Raw genomic sequence first — 19924 nt, 5'->3', positions numbered from 1 at the left:
CAACAAATGGGATTTTAAGTTCCTAACCAACCAAAAAAAGCATACGTCCTTTGACGTATGCTTTCACATATAAAAAGGCACGCAGCTACGTGACCTATTTCGTCTTTCTATGCGGTTGGAATAAAATCAGTTCGACAAAAGGGCGTAAGTCACGATCATTATGAAGTTGTCTTCTTGAAGAACATTCTTCTTTTTCATTGTCGTGACCTCCTTTGTATCAATGATTATACATTATATATTTTTCTGAAAGTTTAATCAACTATTTTCTCATTTTTTTCCTTTTACATATTTCCCTTCATGCAAGTTACCTGTTTAACAGTATCTTAAACAAGAATTTTATCATGGATTTAATTATCAGTTTCTTTTATGTTGGTCGAAGATGTGATTAAATAATGTCCTTACCTTCCAATATAACAATAGCTAAGATTAAAACGATAGCGGTGACAAATACAATGGCAAGGGGGCGGGATACATTAGCTTTCTGGACTTCTTCCCAACGCACAGGACGAATGCCGCTTATGGAAAAAATAGAAACAGCCGCCAATAGAATAGACATAATATTTACAGTAACTAATAGAAAAGCGCCATAGGCGGCAGACATGGAACCATCCCCAATTGACATCCCCATTGCCACTGAAGGCGGGAGCAGGGCTACAGCCACCATAACCCCCACTAAATTTCCGGAAAGTCTGCTTAAAAAAGCTAGAGCCCCGGCCGCTCCCGATGCTACTCCCAATGGAATATCAATCAACGTTACCTTCGTTCTATCCAAATACTGCGCATTTTCCATACCCATATCGGTAAAATAACCAAAGGCAATCGAAATAAAGAGTACAATCGCAATGCCATATAAAGAGCTAAGCACCGACTTTCCAAGCCGTTTGTAATCGCCTAGGATAGCCGAGAAGGCAATGGCGATTACAGGACCAATCATAGGTGCTATCACCATAGCTCCAATAACAACCGCCTCACTATCTTTAATAATCCCCACAGTGGCAACAATAGCAGATAACAAAATGAGCAGGGAATAATTCATTGTAATATGACTATTTTTATCGGCAGCGTTCATCAACTCATGGCGGCTTGCTCTTAGTAAATGCGCCTTGTCTTCCTCTCTACCTTCCTTTTTTTCCTTATCTTCTTTTAGTTCTTCGTGAATCGTATCTTTTGAAAGATACGTTTGGACAGGAATTAACATCGTTTCAAAACCTTCGACTACATTGGACACTCCTTCTAAATAATTTAGAATTTCCTCCACTTCATTTTTTTTCACAAGAATACGAACAAGAACACGCTCCTCTGATTCTCTTGAGACCCAATAGGAACGGTGAGTGTATGTTTGTAACTTTTCATGAATCGATTCAAAGTGCTGGTCCGGGATATAGACTTCGATCAACTGCAAGTTCATTTCCTCACCACCTCCTCCCTTATTGTCTAGAAGACGTCCTTTTTCATAATGTCTCCTATTTTCCACATACTAATTCCATCAAGAAGGAATGGAGAGGAGGAGGGTCATTCTTGTCAACGTTACTGCCGATGAATAAGGAAAGGTATATGAAAACGTCCAAACAGTTACTCAATGAGAGTCCTGACCTAATCCAAAAAGCGTTCAAACATGAAGAGCAAGCCATTATCGTCCAATATATCGCTTACCAAGTGGAAAAAGAAAAATTAGAAGACGAAGTAATGGAAATCATCACTAAGTCAAAGCACAAATGGTCAAATGAGGACTTAATTAATAAAATTCCGATCACCTCCACGAGTCAAGAAGACAACATGGATCGTATGATTCAGCAAATGATTCATGGGAGTGTAAGCATTTATATTGAAGGAGAAAAAGAAGCGGTTTTATTTGCTCTTCCTAAACAGGAACACCGATCATTAAACCAGGCAGAAACAGAATCTCTTGTCTTCGGTCCTCAAGTTTCTTTCACAGAATCATTAATTACAAACTTAAACGTCATTCGATGGCGGTTGGATACGTCAGATCTAGTCGTTGAAAAGTTAATTGTTGGGGAAAGAGTTCAGTCAGAAGTCCGGATTGTTTATTTAAAATCACTAGCTAACGAAGAAAATGTGGAAACGATGAGACAACGCATCAAAGATTTAAAAGTAGCGGAAGTAGAAGATACAAGTGTTCTTGGCCAATTGATTGAAGATTCTTCGAGTACAGTCTTTCCACAACTGATTTTCACGGAACTCCCTGACCGCTTCTGTAACTCCATTTCTAAAGGACGTGTCGGTGTTATGGTGGACAAAAGCCCTACGATGTTAATAGGGCCCATGAACTTATTTAATTTCTTTGAATCAACGGAAGATCTGTATATGCGGTGGAACATGGGAAGTTTTATTCGTCTGCTTCGTTTCGTTTCCATGGCTCTTTCTATTATTCTTACTCCTATGTATGTGGCCGCTCTTACCTTTCATTATGAAATTGTCCCCAGTACATTGTTAGTTTCTTTAGGACAATCGCGTGCCACTGTTCCATTCCCACCAGTACTGGAGGCTCTTTTGTTAGAAATGTTAATCGAATTATTAAGAGAAGCTGGGGCTCGTTTGCCGACAAAGGTTGGACAAACTATGGGTATTGTAGGGGGAATTGTTCTTGGGCAGGCAGCAGTAGAAGCAGGGTTTACGAGTAACATTTTGATTATTATCATTGCCCTTAGTGCTTTAGCATCCTTTACAGCACCAAGCTATTTAATGGGGACAGCCATTCGAATCATTCGTTTTCCGATGATTATTCTGGCAGGCGCCTATGGCATTATCGGGATTGTTTTTGCCCTTTCCTTTCTAGTCATTCACTTGCTGAAACAAAAGTCTCTGGGACGCCCTTACCTTTCACCCATCTACCCTTTCCAATGGAAGGATTTCAATGAGTCCATCATCCGTCTGCCTTTTCAGAAAAATGCGGAGCGCTCAAAGAGTATGATGACAAAGGACAAAGACCGTTATAGTAATGATAAAGCAAATGAACGCAAAGATGTGGACCGATTATGAAAACAAATGTCCGATTCGCCCCAGATCAATCAGTACAAGCGTTCTACCTGTTCTTTATTATTCATACCTCCCAAATCGGAGCTGGACTTATGGGTATTCCAAGAATTCTGGTGTTGGAATCAGGGGTAGATGCGTGGATTGCTGTCCTTATTGCCGGAGTCTATCTTCATTTCATAGCATTCATCATGCTTCAAATTCTAAAATCCTATGATAATGCAGATATTTTGGGGATCCAATGCGATTTGTTCGGTACGTGGATTGGGAAGGCTCTCGGTATGGTTTACGTAATTTACATTTTCCAATTACTCCTTACCGTTCTGAAAAATTATATCGAAGTGGTACAAGTATTCGTTTTTCCAGAGATGCCAATATGGCTCATGGCTTTTTTCTTACTCACACTGATGATCTACAGTATCCTAGGTGGCTTTAGAGTAGTGGTGGGTACAAGCGTTGTTTTTTTCTTCCTAACCATCTGGCTTGTGTTTACGATTTACAAGCCGGTTACTCATATGGATTGGGAGCATTTCACGCCCATTATGCAAACTTCCGCAGGAGATTTATTAAGGGGGGCTCAGCAAGTGACGTTTACCGCACTGGGTATGGAGATTTTACTGTTTGTTTATCCGTATATCCAAGATAAAAAAAGAGTCGCTGTCCCTACCCATGCCGGAGTATTTTTCACCACCTTTCTCCTTCTGCTGGTGATGGTGGTTTCGATTGGATACTTCAGCCCGGATCAGTTAACCCAACTTGTATGGGCAACCTTATCCTTGTTTAAGATTATCAGCTTTTCCATACTAGAAAGATTTGATTTCATTGCGGTCGCTCTGTGGATGATGGTGATCATCCCTAATATCGTCCTATTCGGCTGGATGATTGTTCACTCCCTGCAACGATTGTTTAACTTTTCAAAAAAACCAACTTTATACATTCTAGCCTGTTGTCTGTTCATCTCTTCGGTAACCGCAGAAAAAAGGGTGACGGTCAATGAACTGACCACCCTGACAGGAAAAATTGGCTTTTGGATTGTGTTTGTGTATCCAGTGTTTATCTATTTGATCATTCTATTGAAAAAACGAATGAAAAAGAGGAATGCCCCATGAGAAAGGTTTTATGCGTCTTTAGTGTGATTCTCCTGCTGCTTGCAGGTTGTCTACCTAAGTCCTATATTGAAACTTTAGGCATCATTAGCGCTGTCGGGTATGATTTGACTGAAGGTGAGCGTATACGCGGAACGCTTGTCATGTTTCAATTTGATCCAGCAGAAACCAGCACTTCGCAAGTCGTCACTGCGGAGGCAGAGACATCAAAAGGGGTCCGTTTCGCCACTGGACGCCTAACTAGTCATGAATTAGTCTCCGGACAAGTTCGTTTAGAAATTTTCGAGAATGAGCTGGCAGAACGAGGGATGATGAAGTATATGGACACACTCCAAAGAGATGCGACTATATCAGATATGGGATATTTAGCTACAAGTGAAGTTCCAACAGAAAGATTATTAAAATCAAAGAATGATGAGGATCAACCAAATACCGGGGATTATATTCAAGAACTGATCAAAAAGAGTATTAAAAACGAGTCTATCCCGAGTGCTCTTCTCACAACATTCATGCATGATGTTTATGATGTTGGAAAAGACCCGATCCTTCCTTTACTTTCCCTTGAAAATGATAAGACGGTGATTAATGGTGTAAGTTTATTTCAAGACGACCGTTTAGTTCAAACCGTATCTCAGGACCTGATGTTCTATATAATGCTAATGACCCATGAATTCGAACATGGGCAGTTTCAAATTCAATTAGAGGATGAGGCTTTAAAGAAGTATCATAAAAAAGAGAGCATAGAAACTCCCGCCGAAGGACCGTTACATGTTTCGGTCCATGAACTTAGTACAAAACCAAAGATCCGCCCTACCAAGGGAGAACCTACTAAACAATCTCTATCCCTCGAAATGGAAGGACGGTTACTTGAAATTACACAGGACATTGATTTAAAAAATAAAAATGCCGTAAAAACGCTGGAAAAAGAAATGGAAAAGAAAGTAACCGAACACCTAAATGAAACATTAAAAATCCTAAAAGAAAACGCAATCGACCCTGTCGGTTTTGGAGCAAAATATAATGCACATAACCGTTCGAACCGTGTAACCAGGGAGAATTGGAGAGAACAAATTCAAGACCTTCAGGTAAAGTTTGATGTTTCCTTCACACTATTGCGCTATGGTATTTCAGAATAAAAAGGGAGCTCTGTACATGGAAGAGGTCCATTATACAGAGCTTCTTTCCGTAAGTCATCCGTATTAATAAGCCCATAAAAAAATAGGGATTAAACCTTACAATAAAGATTGTTCTCCGTTTTACTTAGCAGAAAATCTTCTGGCTTCTGTCCAATCATGTACAACCGGTGCAATGCCCGTGTCATAGCTACATATAACATTTTTATATCACGTTCATTTTCTTCATAAGGTTGATGCTCACAATATAAGAAAACAACATCAAATTCTAAACCCTTAGCAAGATAAGCAGGCAAAATCACTTGATTCCCCAACTCATTCTGGTCTTCTTTCATAGTCTCAAAATGGAGCCCCGCAGCCTTTAACTGCTCTGCTACCAAGTTGGCTTCCTGTTTTGACTTGGTCACTACAGCAAAACTCTTCATTCCACTATTCTGTAATTCATCTATTTGCTCTCTTAATCTTCTCTTCCAATTAACAGAACGCTCTATAAAAACCGGAAGCTCTCCATGTCTGACTACCGGCTCCGCTTTTGGAAGTTCCTCAGGCATACGATCTAGCAGGCCATTCGCTAAATTCATAATTTCAATCGTTGTTCTGTAGGTTTTTTGCAACGTTAGGTATTGGGCTGTTGGGAAGATCTCTTGCTGAAGCATCTCCCAGTTTCCTATTCCTCTATAATGGTAGATGCCTTGGGCCAAGTCTCCGACAATGGTGAACAAATCGGTTTGAAATGCTTTCCTTAAACTGTATATCTCCATAAAACTATAATCTTGGGCTTCATCGATAACTACTTTTTTCGCGCGGTAATCTGGATCCATACCGGTAATGAAGGTCTGCAAATATAAAAGAGGGGCTAAATCTTCAGCATAAAGCTTTTTGTTTTCATGGGCCTTTTTTGTCTCTTTCCTTATCATTTGTACATCATAAGACGCTTCCGGACATAAGGACATAAAAGCCGTCTCATCGAAAAGCTTTTGGTAAAAGGATAGGACATTAACCTTTGGAAACTGCTTCATATATTTTGAAACCGCCGTCCTGGCAGCCTGTTTTATCTCCTTTAGTCGTTCTTCTTTGCGTGTGATAAGAAAACTGACCCGGATTTTCCGTTTGTTTGCATCTTTCATTCCATAAAGGGCTTGATCAAGAGCTTCATCATACTTAGTAGCCATCTTAGTTAAGATTTGCTTCTTTTTTCTTCGTAACTCACTTTGCAGTACTGCTTTGATTTTTTGGACGCGGACTTCATAAGGGAAGTAACTATATTCTTCAAAAAACAAACGATTGATTCCTTTGGCACTTTTTATACGAAATCCACATAAAGTAAAGTCCTCATCTACTTTGTAGGATTTTTTTAACCTTTGCAGATAACGATCTAAGATTCTTTTGAATGACTTTGACCCTTTGAATCCAGCATAGCTTAACTGACTAGCGGGCATTGATCCTTCCACTGATTTCATAAGAACCTCATGTTGAGAAATCACAGGAAGGTCAATACCCGTTGCCGTTTGTACAAAATCCATATAAGTAGTCTGCCTTGCTTTGTCTACACCAAGCTCAGGCAGTACTTCAGATATGTAATGGATAAATAACCGGTTCGGTGCTAGAATCAACATTTCTTCGGGATGAAATATATCCTTCATCGTATAAAGAAAATAGGATATTCGATGAAGAGCAATGGTCGTTTTTCCGCTTCCTGCAGCCCCCTGCACAATAATCGGTTTTCTCAAATCTGCTCGGATGATCTGGTTCTGTTCTTCCTGAATCGTCGAAACGATTTCAGTTAACCGGTTCTCTGAATTTTGAGCCAGCGAGTCTTGGAGTAGCTCATCTTTTGTAGTAAGATCAATATCACGGTAATCGCAAAGCTCTCCCTCTTCGATCTGATACTGCCGCTTTAATGAGACCTCCCCTTCATACCTTTCGCCAAGGGCTTCATAACTGACTTCTCCTAAACGTCCTTCATAATAGACATTTGCCAACGGGGAACGCCAATCCAAAATAATAGGCAATTGCGTTTCACGATCAAATAATGAGGTTTTACCAATATAAAATGTTTCACGTTCTGGCTTCTCTTTCCGATGAAAATCAATGCGGGCAAAGTATGGTTTATTTCGTAGATGTTTGAGGCTTTCTAATTGGTCATTGGACATTTTCATGAAATTGGCATGTGAGAGCATTTCTTGATAACGGAGACTACTATCTTTAAAAGTGAGGTTCTCGAGAGTATCTTCCTGACGATTCTTTAAGTCTTCCTGATCCGATTCCTGGGAAGTGATCAGATGATCCATATAAGCTTTTGTAAATGAGAGACGATCTAATTCTTGTTCAAAATCCGGATGTCGTTCCGTCATTTAGCCATTCCTCCTTTAGCAACGGTTCTGAAGAGAGTCTCAGTAATAACCATTTACGTTCTCCAGTTATGGAATGACGAGTGAGTGCGGGCCTTCCATGCAGTACTCGAAGCAACGGAATAATAAGATATCATACGGGTTCTGGAAACGCAAACAATAAACCTCCCTCAAAATACAAAGAAGCGATTTAGTTTTAGGTTCTTTCCTCTAAAAACTAAACCGCTTGCCTTTAAAGTCTGCGTTTATTTTCTACATATTTAGGAAGTCGCATCTCAAATATTACGTAGGACAGTATACGTAAAAGCACAGGATATAGAGCCAGTATGCCCAACAAATCTCCAATTCTGCCTAATAAATGAGTCATAAGAAGGACAACAGCTAAAATTCCCATAAGGATGACAGTAACCATCCCTACTCTCCCATTAATTGGGGTCCATGTTCCAGCAATAGTTTTCGTATCCTGCTCGAGAAGTTCGAAACAACGAAAATGGTAGGGACGAATTCTAAACCAGTTGGATGCGGTGATGAGTTCATCACGATCTTGAATTTCTTTATAGCAATAACGACATATGTTTGTGTTCACGAAACCTACTCCTGATAGAGATATTTTTTCATTAGCAAGCATTCATTACCTTTATCATTATAACGCAAAACATCCATAACTCTAAGCATTAACGTTATTCCGTGTTCACTTTGATCTACATATTCTATACTGGGAAAACATGATTTCCCAGTACTTGTTCGTTGATAAGATTTCCAGTCAAACCCGGAACCTTGATCATAAACCCTCACTATTAAGCGCGTATTCAAAAAGTGAATTTTTAAAAGCACAGGGTAGTCTGTTTTTTTATGGTGCCCGTGTAGCCACGCATTCCATACGGCTTCCGTTATAGATGCGTCAACAAGAAGTTGATCATTCCCATAATACTTGGCAAGGTATGGTGAATATTTTCGACGCACATTTTTTAATTCTCTAGGGCGTCTGATGGCAGCTTCCAGAGATGTCTTCATCATTCAACCTCCCCTTCTAAGTGGATGACATTCATTCTTCAAAACGATTAACGATTGAATAGCATCTAGTCCTTCTATTCCCTTTGTGATCATCATTTAAAAGGGAGAGGGAGTATCTTTTCATCCTAAAAGCATGTCCATGTGAGCTCTCTCAGCTAAATCTCTATTTAACTCTTCCGCTTCGCAATCATTTTTAACCGGACCCCCGGTTCACCTCAACCTTTCGAACTCTCCACTAGCTTCACCTCCAGAAGGAAAGGAATTTTCTCCCCCACTTCCCAAACACCCCTATTGATCGTTTTATTATTTTTTTCGTTCATGAGATTGAATGATATCAATCACTTTCTCCTTCGTCCGATCACTCTGGTAGTTCTGCATTTCTTTAAGGATCGTCTCTCGGTTGCTGATCAACTTCTGGAGATCCGCTAATAACCTTTCATCCGTTAACTCTTCTTCTTCTAATTTAATCGCATACCCCTGCTTAACAAAAGAATCTGCGTTTAAAATCTGATCTCCTCTGCTGGCACTCCTTGATAATGGAATAAGAAGCATGGGCTTTTTTAAAGCTAAGAACTCAAAAATGGCATTAGATCCTGCTCTAGAAACGATATAATCCGTAGCCGCAAACAAGTCTTTCAACTCGTCTTGAACATATTCAAACTGCGCGTAGCCTCGTTTGTTAATCGAAGGATCCTTGTGCCCATGACCACAAATATGAACTATTTGAACTTCTTGTAACAGCTTATCCAAAAGATTACGAATGGCATCATTAATTTTCTTTGAACCTGTACTTCCTCCCATCACCATAACCACCGGCTTTTGTTTATGGAAGTCACACAGGGAAAGGCCTTTCGCACGATTCCCTTCAAAGAGTTCTTCCCTTACGACTGCCCCGATATATTCGCCTTTTCCCTCAGGCAGATGATTCATAGTTTCGGGAAAGGTTGCGAGAATCTTCTTTGCAAAAGGAAATGACAACTTATTGGCAAGCCCAGGTGTATAATCAGATTCGTGAATAACTGTTGGAATGTTTTTTAATCGTGCTGCCATAACAACGGGTACAGAAACGAACCCACCTTTTGAAAAAATAACCTGGGGCTTACGTTTTTGAAGAATATTTAAGGATTGAACAAGGCCTTTTAATACTTTAAAAGGATCTTTAAAATTTTCCTTAGACATATACCTTCTTAATTTCCCTGTCGATATCCCATGGTAAGTAACACCTTCAAGTGACTCTATTAATTTTTTCTCTATCCCTTCATAGGATCCGATGTAGTCCACTTCATATCCCTGTTTTTGAAATTCAGGTATCAAGGCAAGATTGACGATCACATGTCCCGCAGTGCCTCCACCTGTAAATAGTATTCGTTTTTGACTCATCTATCATCAACGTCCTTTCCGAGGTCTTTCCAGGTAGGTTTCCATGTATTAGTATGCTATAATCCTCGTATTCCTCTAAAGAGAATTGTACCAGAAAAGAGTGCTGGCTATGTATGAAACCAAAACTTTGCGCGAAAAAATAAAACTGTTTACTATCATCCTTTTCCCCATTCTCATTACCCAAATAGGAATGTATGGAATGAACTTCTTTGACACGATTATGGCAGGTAAGGCAGGTCCGGATCAATTGGCAGGCGTGGCCATCGGATCAAGTATCTGGGTTCCTGTTTTTACAGGGTTAAATGGAATACTAATGGCCATATCACCAATTGTAGCCCAACTGAAAGGAGCAAAAAAAGACGAGGAGATTTCCTATTCTGTGAAACAAGGAATCTATCTGTCCGTTCTTTTAGCAGGCGTAATCGGTACGATCGGCCTTTTTTTACTCGACCCTATCCTTTCCTTGCTGGATATTGCTCCAACGGTCCGTTATGTGGCTAAATATTATTTAATCACTTTGGGAATCGGTATTGTTCCTCTCTTTGTTTTTAACATTCTACGGTCATTTGTAGATGCTTTAGGGCAAACTAAAATTTCCATGATGGTGATCTTGATGGCCCTGCCCGTCAATATTTTGTTTAACTATATGTTCATTTTCGGTCGTTTAGGGGCGCCCGAACTTGGAGGGGTTGGAGCAGGTGTCGCCTCGGCACTTACCTACTGGGTTTCCTTATTTATCATCATCCTTGTCACCCATAAGCTTCACCCTTTAAGTGTTTATAGAATTTTCCAATCGTGGATTTCTCCAGATGTAAAAGAATGGCGGACTCAGTTAAAGATCGGTGTGCCCATTGGATTTGCCATCTTTTTTGAGACGAGTATTTTTGCTGCCGTAACTTTTTTCATGACAGCTTATGATACGAATACAATTGCCGCTCACCAGGCAGCGATCAATTTTGCTTCCCTGCTCTACATGGTACCCTTAAGTATCGCGTTTACCCTTACAATTGCCGTGGGATTTGAAGTTGGAGCTGAGAGACAAAAAGAAGCGAAAACCTATTCGTATCTTGGAATTATATTAGCGGTTTCGATGAGCCTTTTAGCCGGTCTTATTTTGTATCTGTTTGATGATACAATTGCTCAACTGTACAGTACGGATGATACGGTTATTGAGCTTACGAAAAATTTCATTATCTATGCGATTTTCTTTCAGCTTTCCGACGGATTCGGTGCCCCATTACAAGGGATTCTGCGCGGTTATAAAGATGTGAACATTACGCTTGTGATGGCTTTTATTTCTTATTGGGGGATTGGTTTACCGAGTGGATATTTGTTAGCGAACTACACAGACTTCGGTCCATATGGATATTGGCTAAGTCTGACCATCGGTTTGACAGCTGGAGCTATCACACTGCTCATCCGTATGCTTATTATTCAAAGAAAAAAACTCCACGCTCATTAAAATACGACTTCGACTTTCCTTTCATTTAAGAGGGGAGGGACCCAGACCTCTTATTAAAAGATCCAAACCACTCTTTAACAATGGGGAGAGACTTGAGAAAGCAACACTCTTGTTCCTTAAACGGATACTTAGAATACACTAAAAAAAGCCTGAATGGAGGATACCCTCATTCAGGCTTTTTAGCATTTTATAGGAATAGTCCTGCAATGGTTGCAGAGAGCATGGATCCTAAAGTGGCACCAACTAGAAGTTTCATACCAAAGCCGGAGACTCGTCCACCTTTTTCAGCATCGATTCCTTGAACCGTACCCGCAATAATCCCAATAGATGAGAAGTTCGCGAAACTTGTAAGGAAGACCGTTACAATTCCTACCGTTTTTTCAGAAACGCTATTAATCATGTTGGAAAATTCGAGCATCGCCACGAATTCGTTTGTTACAATTTTCGTACCCATGATGGCCCCAGCATCTACAACTTCTCCTGCTGGAATACCCATAAGAAATCCAATTGGTGCAATAATGTAACCAAGAAGCTCCTGAAGTGTAAAGCCGTTGAATACAGCACCGAACGCCCAGTTTACTAGTTCTAATGAAGCAATAAAGGCAATCAACATAGAGGCAACAATCAATGCTATTTTACCACCGTCAAGTGCGCCATTCCCCATAGCTTCGAAGAAACTTTTCGCATTGGATACATCCTGAATATCGACTTTATCTTCTTCTTTAGATACTTTAACAGGGGCAATGATAGAGGAAACAATCAAAGCACTGAACATGTTCAGCGGAAGTGCTACGAGAATGTATTGACTTGGCAACATTCCAAGATACGCACCAACAATAGACGCAGATACCGACCCCATTGCAGATGCACTAACAATGTACAAACGGTTATTATTCAAATTGTGGAACTGTGATTTAATAGCAATAAGTGCTTCAGATTGACCAAAGAAAATACTATTTACCGCGTTGAAAGACTCCACTTTTGGAAGACCTGTGATTTTTGAAAGCCCCCACCCAAGATACTTGATAATAAAAGGCAAGATCTTTAAATAAGTAAGGACAGACAAAATCGTCGCGAAGAAAATGATAATCAATAGAACGTTGAAGAAGAATACGCCGCCGTCTCCTACTTCTACTCCACCTAGTACAAAATCCACACCTATAGAACCAAATTCAATAAGTTTATTAAAACCGGCCGAAATCCCGTCAATAATGATTTGACCAATCTTAGTATTAAACATGAACGCCGTAATCAATAATTGAACGACAAGCATGACTACTATACCCTTGAAGTTAATATTTTTACGATCGTTGGACATCAAAAAAGCGATTCCAAGAATGATCGCAACAGCAAGAATGCCTAAAAGAATACCCACAATAAGTCCTCCCCTATTTGGTAAAAAAAGTAATTATGAAAATGCTTACATCAAGTAATTCCACTATGGATTTTATCAGGTTGTCAGACGTCATGCAAGGATTATTTGCATGTAATAAATAACAAATCATGATCATAAACTCTTCTAAGTCTAATATGGCAGTAATCTTAAGGGATTATCCATTTTTAAAAAATTCTAGGAAATTTGTTTTACCCAAGGGGTCGTCCGAACTATTCTTGCTGATTTCCTGTGTGAACGTACACTCGGCTGCTCATCCTCCGCTAAACCTACATCAAACATTCTCGTAACACTAGGATTACTTAAGCGACAAAAAGACGCCTTGCAGCGTCTTTTTAGTTTTTATGCATTAGGAATTGTAAAGGGAATACAACAAAAGTGAAAAGAGATCTGTCACCCTTGTTCTAGGTATAAACCCATTGAATTTATCTAAATAAGAGTACTGCCGCTCTTGGCACTACTCTTATTTATTGAGTAATGAATATTTGAGTCCAATAATAACCGTAACTGCCACCTTCTGCATAGCCAACACCAATCTGTCTCAAGTCTGGATCCAGAATGTTTTTTCTATGGCCTGGGCTTTCCATCCACCCCTTTACGACCCCCTGAGGGGTTTGTTGTCCTGCTGCAATGTTTTCAGCTGTATTTGTGTTCACATCCAGAAAATACTTTAATTTATGATGCCATGGCTGATAATTTCCACACTCACTTTTGATTCTATCGTTATTTCAGGATAGGCTTCACTCCCATTTAATTCTTTAAGATGATAGATCTTCACATAGAAAAACCCTATGGCTGGAGCCATAGGGTTTGGATATTAATGGCCTGGGAAAAAGACCATCTGTAGGATGAAAATGATTGCGAACATATACAACATCCAATGGACGTCTTTCCCTTTCCCCATCACAAGCTTTAACAAAGGGTAAGTGATAAAGCCAAAGGAAATTCCTGTAGCTATGCTTGAAGTCAAAGGCATAGATAGGATGATAATAAATGCTGGAAAAGCATCATCAAAAGATCCCCAATTCACTTTTGCAAGTCCACCCATCATAAAGCACCCGACAATAATCAATACAGGAGCTGTAATAGCGGGTAAACCCGAGACCGCCCCTACCACAGGAGCAAAAAACATCGATAAAATGAAAAGAAGGGCAACAACAGTGGTTGTCAATCCTGTACGACCTCCTGCAGCGACACCTGACGATGATTCAACATAAGCAGAAGAAGGACTTGTGCCGAACATAGCACCAACTGTTGTAGCGGAAGCGTCTGCCATTAATGCTGCACGAGCCCTTGGAAGGCTGCCATCTTTTCGTATGAATCCTGCCTGTTCAGCCACTCCAATCATTGTTCCTGTTGTATCAAAAATGGTAACAAGAAGGAAAGCGAAAATGACGGTATATAAACCATTACTGAAAACAGCTCCAATATCCATATCCCAAAAAACAGGGGCAGGAGGAGCATCCATGAATCCATCGATCTGAAGCTGACCCGTGAAAAATCCGATAATGCCTGTAATGAACATCCCGATAAATAGGCCGCCCGTGACATTTCTTGCAATAAGTCCTAACGTAATAAAAAGACCAACCACTGTCAACAATGGTCCAGGAGCTGTCAAGTCTCCAAGGGTTACCAGGGTCGACTCATCCGATACAATGATTCCCGACATTCTCAAACCAAGAAACGCAATGAACAACCCGATGCCTGAAGTTATCCCATATTTCAATGAAGGAGGAATAGCGGTGATTAATGTCTCCCGCAAACTTGTCAAACTTAGGATGATAAAAAGAATTCCTGAAACGAAAACCGCCCCAAGAATGACGGAATAACTGACATCCTGCTGAATCACTTCCGTCACAAAGTACGCATTAAGGCCCATCCCCGGCGCAATCGCGATCGGGTAATTGGCTGCAAATGCCATAATGAGTGTCCCTGCCACAGCAGCAATAATAGTAGCCATAAATACTTGTTCAAAAGGAACACCCGCATTAGATAGAATTGCAGGGTTCACCACAACGATATAGATCATGGTCAAAAAAGTTGTAATCCCCGCAAGAACTTCCGTTTTAACATCCGTATGATTTTGATTTAATCGAAATAATTTATTTAACATTTGGAAACACCAAACTTTCAGTGAGAATTCGAACGTTTATTATAATAATATTTTCACGAACAAAAATCAACAATAAATAAATTAACGTTCGTTTTTATACAATTCCAACAAAAAAACCAGCAAAAGAATTAGACCTTCGCTGGTTTTTCCCGTATTTTCTTCATTCTATACCATTCCATAATGTGATTCGAATCTTTCTCCTCCATATAATAACAGTAAGCGAGCGCTCTTCCATTGCCTGAAGTTAGCGTCACTTCGATACTGGATAATCCTGACCTCTTTTGAAAATACGTCTGTTTTTTATAAGAAGATTGAATCCGGTATTTTTTCATGGTATAGGTTTGTTTAATAATTCCTCTGGAACGCAAAGTCAGTTGATCACGAAGCACATTCCATCCTGCATCCTTGTACGCCATCCATCCTAGGACTGCTAAAAACACCCCTCCCAGAATAGAAAGAAGGCCATAAGGAAAAAAGAATACACTAAGTGGTATAGCCGCTGCAAAGCCGAACCAAGAATGACGGAAGATATACCGTACTAATGATCGTTTAGGCGGTTGATGAAAATCTTTAACCACTTCATAGTCTGGCAAAACCTTTTTAAGGATTTCGCTGACTTCTTCTCTCTTAATCATCGGTAATAATCTCAGCTGATGTTCATCATTTTTTAACACAGAACCTCCAGCGCTGATTAATGTAACGGAAGCATATCCTAATGGCTGTCGTATTAAGTTCTCTTCCATCTTTATTCCCTGGATTCGATTTAAGGGAATCGTCATCTGTTTTTTTTCCAACCATCCACGAGTAATAATGAGGTCATCCGCATCTAGAAAGACGGAAAAATTTGCATACCGTAAAATTGTCATTACGATCGAAATAGCGTAGGCAATTAATAATAGGACTAGTACAGTAAAAGCAACAACAAGAATCCCTATCTGAATCCAATCAAGTATTTCATTATAAATCGTCCCCACCGGAAGAAGATCCATAAATTGTGAGAAAAAGACAGCCACACCCGAGATAACCACACCTGCACCACCTGATGTAATAGCCATCATAATAATTTCTTTCATCGTCATCCCATACACTTTCTCACGTGGGGATTCCTCTATTTCTCCACCCATATCCGATTCCTCGTCATATCCTGACCATTTATGTTTCTTTTCCTGAAAAATGGCCTCCTCAAGTTCGTCCGCTTCCTCACGACGGATAGCTGTCAGTTCCGCTTCTGCCTTTTCATTTCCTGAAGAACCGGCAGTTTCGACAGATACCTTTACAAGGTTTAATGGTCTGTGAAATATTCCTTCTGAGAAATCGAGGCTTTGAATACGGTCAATGGGGATGTACCTTTTCTTGCGGAAAATCAACCCGTATTCAATCCTTAATTCTCCTTCTTCCATTCTATAAGTGAAACGGAGCCACCGGATGATCCCTGATCCTAAAACAAGAAGCAAAACACCCGCCCAAATGAGAAGAGGCAGCCAATCCACATTCCCACGAAAGATATTCCCATTCAGAACGAGGACCAGAATTAGTGGCAAGGCTGCATCTTTTAATGTTTTAACAAAATTGATAATAGCTGAAATTGGATGCAGTCGTTTAGGTTCAAACATCATCTTCCGCCACCCTTGCCAAGGAAGAGATGGACTGACGCAGTCGTTCTGCTTCCTGCTCATCCAATGCTGGAATTTTATGTATGGTTGCAGCTGTAGAGATACTGATCGTAGATAAACGAAACTTTCTCAACAACGGCCCTTGTTCTGTATCCACGTGCTGGACCCTGACCATAGGGACAAGTGTCCGTGTGACAATAAAGAGCCCCTGTTGCAAATCAATTTCCTGTTCTCGGACATCATATCTCCAACGTCTCCATCTCAACTTAGGGACAAGCCATACAAAAATGAGAAATTGGATAAGAAAAACTCCTGCTCCAATCAGCCATAACCACCACGGCCAGCCCCATAAAACGATAGCTACTGTAAGGCCGATGGTTAATAAAAGAATGATTCCGGCCTGGATGACTCCATAGATGCGCCATAACGTTAAGGCACGGAGAGATATACGCTGTGTCGGTTGATGATCCATGTCTCCACCTCCTGTATCTTCATACGTTTAAGATGCATTTATGTTCCATGCACACTCACACGGTAACGTGTGTTTCCTGTAGCTCTTTAAATTTCAACATGGAGCCTTTCTATCATGCTGTTTGTTTTATCAAAGAAGCCGGACATAACAGACCGGCTCATTTCATTAGTTCCCCTTTGATAATGCTTTAGATTGATCGGTACATGCTTTCATCCCTTGCATTATGGCATTTCTGAAACCAGCTTCCTCAAGCTTCGTTACCCCTGCAATTGTAGTCCCGCCAGGGGTGCATACCGCATCCTTTAATTCACCAGGGTGACGTCCTGTCTCTTTGACCATTTGAGCAGCACCTTGAACGGATTGGGAAACCATCTTATACGCTTTTTCCCTTGGTAATCCTTGCTGGACAGCCATATCTGCCATCGCTTCAATCAACATGTAAACAAAAGCAGGAGAAGAACCGCTTACCGCAGGCACTGCATCCATTAACTTTTCTTCTACGACCTCGGCTTCACCAAAGCTTTCATACACTTCCATTACTTCTGCTAACTCTTCTTTTGTAACAAAATCATTCGGGCATAACACACTCATCCCCGCTCCCACCAGTGATGGAGTATTAGGCATGGAACGAATCACTTTCACATTGCGCCCGAATGCCTCTTTCATCGCATCTAAAGTAATGCCTGCAGCAATAGTGATGACTACTGTACCTTCTGATACTTCGTCTTTAATTTCCTGAACGACCCCTTGATATACATAAGGTTTAATTGCGAGAAAAAGCAGATCACTTTCTCGCGCTACTCTTTTATTCTCATTGGATATATTGATTCCATATTCATCTGTGACAAAATCAATCGTTTCATCTGATAAGGCTGTTGCAGCGATATCACTCGCTTCTACAAGGCCAGCATCGATCATTCCTTGAATCATCGCCTGCCCCATCTGCCCGCAACCGATAAAACCTATTCGCTTATTCACCGTTCATCCCTCCTTGGTGATTCTTATTGTATAGGAAGATTGTCGAACGTACAATTCAAGAATAAATGATTAAACCCTGGCCTAGTAAAAATTACATGTTTTTTCTAGAAAAGGTTTACAAACCCCTCTGTTTTACCTATAATAATAACTGTATTCTTCATATCATAAAGAAACGCCCAAAATATCATAGCTGCTACGAAAAAAGCCGAGCTGCCTTAAGCCCGGCTTTTTTCGTGTGCTTCTTCATTCTTAATAGCTTCAAGAAGCCTCTTCACTTCTTTTTTATTCTTCCGTGCTACAAGAATATAGAGGGTGTCTCCTGCTTTTATCTCTGTTTGCCCGTATGGTGTTATTACATCTCCCTCACGAATAATGGCATTGATTAGTGCTCTGTCCGGTAATTCCATATTTTCAAGCGTCTGTCCCACCACGACGTTTCTCTCTGTTACGTCGAATTCGATCATCTCAACATTTGCTTTCCCTATAGAAATAAGTTCCAATGAGTGAATCGGATTTCCAAGCTTATTCGAAACTAAGTGGAATCGTTCGGCAATTCTAGTAATGGAAGACCCCTGAACTAACGCAGAAGTAAGAACGGTGAAGAATACGACATTGAAAATCAACTGACTGTTCTCCAGCCCCGCAAGCATGGGGAAAATTGCAAGGACAATTGGAACTGCTCCGCGGAGTCCTGCCCAAGAGAGGAAATATTTTTCCTTCATATTGAATGAGAAACCAGATAAACTTAAAAAAGTCGCGACAGGTCGAGCTATGAAGATAAGAGTGATAGCGATTAACAACCCATCCAACATAACCGGCCATGTAAATACTTCTGTTGGTGAAACAAACAAGCCAAGAATGATAAACATGAGAATTTGTGCCATCCAACCAAATCCTTCATGAAACCTTAATATCGAATAACGATAGGCAAGTTCTGCATTTCCAATAACGACAGCTGTCACATACACGGCTAATAGACCGCTGGCTTGCAGCAGTGAGCTGGAACTATAAGAAAGGAATGCGAACCCCAGAGCAAATAATGGATAGAGCCCGCTCGAGTCAAGGTTGATCCGATTTAAAGAGGCACTTGCCAAGTACCCGATCCCTGCACCAACAGCAAGCCCAGCCCCCATCTGCCAAAAAAATGACCCTATCATTGTCCATACATTAACTTGATCAATTGTGAGCAATTGAATAAATGCAATGGTCAAAAAAACGGCCATCGGATCATTGGTTCCCGATTCTGCCTCAAGTGTTGCCTCAAGTTTAGGCTTTACGTTTTTGCCTTTAAGTACAGCGAATACAGCAGCCGCGTCAGTTGATCCTACAATAGAACCAACCAGAAAAGACTCCGCCCAGCCGATATGTAAGATAAATTTAGCAGCTAAAGCAACAATTGAAGTCGTCAATATTACCCCAACGGTTGCCAGTGTAATGGAAGGGGCAATGACAGGACGAATGTCTTTCCACTTGGTTAACATCCCCCCTTCAAACAAGATGACAATCAAAGCAATGACACCGATCAACTGTGCAATCTCAGGATTATTAAAATTAATAAATCCAAGACCGTCATTTCCCACCAGCATCCCAACAGCAATAAAGAGCACAAGAGAAGGTACTCCCAGCCGAGACGAGAATTTAGTCACAATGATACTAATGATCAGTAACAAAGCGATTAGCATAATGAACTGATTCGATTCTAAGACTTCCTGAATCATAAACCGCTCTCCTTTTCCATCTTTGTCTATTTATTATAACAAGATTTGTATAAGAGGTTATAATCAACCACTTTCCATTTTTCACAAAACAAATTGTCCCCTGCTTCTCCGACATCCTTATCCAGCACCATGGTAACGATTTTTTATTAGAATAGGTTGACTAAAAAACCAGGGGGATGCAGCTTCCTTAATCTATA

At 40.4% G+C, this 19924-nt stretch carries 15 protein-coding genes and 1 pseudogene; 4 read left to right on the top strand and 12 right to left on the bottom strand.

What is annotated here, in order from left to right; translation table 11 throughout:
• Positions 1-385: 385 nt before the first annotated feature.
• Positions 386-1408 carry a TIGR00341 family protein gene (locus BLW54_RS13155; protein WP_074735116.1) on the bottom strand — a complete coding sequence of 341 codons (1023 nt, stop codon included), beginning with the start codon at positions 1406-1408 and terminating at the stop codon, positions 386-388.
• Positions 1409-1518: 110 nt separating this feature from the next.
• Here BLW54_RS13155 and BLW54_RS13150 point away from each other — a divergent pair, with 110 nt between their 5' ends.
• Genes BLW54_RS13150 through BLW54_RS13140 form a run of 3 tightly spaced genes read left to right on the top strand, consistent with a single transcriptional unit; the run spans position 1519 to position 5236 of the window.
• Positions 1519-3000, top strand: coding sequence for a spore germination protein (locus BLW54_RS13150; RefSeq protein ID WP_244153515.1), 1482 nt, complete (start codon positions 1519-1521; stop codon positions 2998-3000).
• Complete coding sequence (locus tag BLW54_RS13145) at positions 2997-4103, top strand: GerAB/ArcD/ProY family transporter (RefSeq protein WP_074735114.1); 1107 nt, start codon at positions 2997-2999, stop codon at positions 4101-4103. Before BLW54_RS13150 ends, BLW54_RS13145 begins: the two co-directional genes overlap by 4 nt.
• On the top strand, positions 4100-5236 hold the full coding sequence (locus BLW54_RS13140; RefSeq protein WP_074735112.1) for a Ger(x)C family spore germination protein: 1137 nt from the start codon (positions 4100-4102) through the stop codon (positions 5234-5236). Before BLW54_RS13145 ends, BLW54_RS13140 begins: the two co-directional genes overlap by 4 nt.
• Positions 5237-5325: 89 nt before the next feature.
• Here BLW54_RS13140 and helD read toward each other — a convergent pair whose 3' ends face one another.
• From helD to murG, 4 genes are all read right to left on the bottom strand, one after another.
• The gene (gene helD / locus BLW54_RS13135) at positions 5326-7587 is read right to left on the bottom strand and encodes an RNA polymerase recycling motor HelD (RefSeq protein ID WP_074735110.1); all 2262 of its coding nucleotides are present in this window, start codon (positions 7585-7587) and stop codon (positions 5326-5328) included.
• 229 nt (positions 7588-7816) lie between these two features.
• On the bottom strand, positions 7817-8170 hold the full coding sequence (locus BLW54_RS13130; RefSeq protein WP_035509952.1) for a hypothetical protein: 354 nt from the start codon (positions 8168-8170) through the stop codon (positions 7817-7819).
• Positions 8171-8175: 5 nt separating this feature from the next.
• Positions 8176-8601, bottom strand: coding sequence for an ATP-binding protein (locus BLW54_RS13125; protein WP_083391538.1), 426 nt, complete (start codon positions 8599-8601; stop codon positions 8176-8178).
• A 300-nt stretch (positions 8602-8901) separates the two neighbouring features.
• Entirely contained in the window at positions 8902-9978 is a 1077-nt protein-coding gene (gene murG / locus BLW54_RS13120; RefSeq protein ID WP_035509948.1) for an undecaprenyldiphospho-muramoylpentapeptide beta-N-acetylglucosaminyltransferase, read from the bottom strand.
• Between the two features lie 109 nt (positions 9979-10087).
• On the opposite strand from murG, the gene BLW54_RS13115 reads away from it, so the two are divergent.
• Positions 10088-11440 carry an MATE family efflux transporter gene (locus BLW54_RS13115; protein WP_074735106.1) on the top strand — a complete coding sequence of 451 codons (1353 nt, stop codon included), beginning with the start codon at positions 10088-10090 and terminating at the stop codon, positions 11438-11440.
• Positions 11441-11627: 187 nt separating this feature from the next.
• On the opposite strand, the gene BLW54_RS13110 is transcribed toward BLW54_RS13115, so the two are convergent.
• From BLW54_RS13110 to BLW54_RS13080, 7 genes and pseudogenes are all read right to left on the bottom strand, one after another.
• Entirely contained in the window at positions 11628-12815 is a 1188-nt protein-coding gene (locus tag BLW54_RS13110) for a NupC/NupG family nucleoside CNT transporter (RefSeq protein ID WP_035509945.1), read from the bottom strand.
• Positions 12816-13300: 485 nt separating this feature from the next.
• Positions 13301-13480, bottom strand: a pseudogene (locus tag BLW54_RS13105) (CAP domain-containing protein); the annotation flags it as partial.
• A gap of 170 nt (positions 13481-13650) precedes the next feature.
• Positions 13651-14946, bottom strand: a complete 1296-nt coding sequence (locus BLW54_RS13100) for an NCS2 family permease (protein ID WP_035509943.1) — start codon at positions 14944-14946, stop codon at positions 13651-13653.
• 128 nt (positions 14947-15074) lie between these two features.
• Positions 15075-16562, bottom strand: a complete 1488-nt coding sequence (locus BLW54_RS13095; RefSeq protein WP_051744235.1) for a PH domain-containing protein — start codon at positions 16560-16562, stop codon at positions 15075-15077.
• Positions 16552-17031 carry a PH domain-containing protein gene (locus BLW54_RS13090; protein ID WP_035509941.1) on the bottom strand — a complete coding sequence of 160 codons (480 nt, stop codon included), beginning with the start codon at positions 17029-17031 and terminating at the stop codon, positions 16552-16554. Before BLW54_RS13090 ends, BLW54_RS13095 begins: the two co-directional genes overlap by 11 nt.
• A gap of 165 nt (positions 17032-17196) precedes the next feature.
• A complete protein-coding gene (gene proC, locus BLW54_RS13085) occupies positions 17197-18009 on the bottom strand; it encodes a pyrroline-5-carboxylate reductase (RefSeq protein ID WP_035509939.1) in 813 nt (270 codons plus the stop codon).
• 215 nt (positions 18010-18224) lie between these two features.
• Positions 18225-19727 carry a potassium/proton antiporter gene (locus BLW54_RS13080; RefSeq protein ID WP_035509937.1) on the bottom strand — a complete coding sequence of 501 codons (1503 nt, stop codon included), beginning with the start codon at positions 19725-19727 and terminating at the stop codon, positions 18225-18227.
• Between the last annotated feature and the right edge of the window lie 197 nt (positions 19728-19924).

The sequence above is a fragment of the Halobacillus karajensis genome (assembly GCF_900108515.1).
Taxonomy (GTDB): Bacteria; Bacillota; Bacilli; order Bacillales; family Halobacillaceae; genus Halobacillus; species Halobacillus karajensis.
This window is presented reverse-complemented; position numbering and strand designations above follow the sequence as displayed.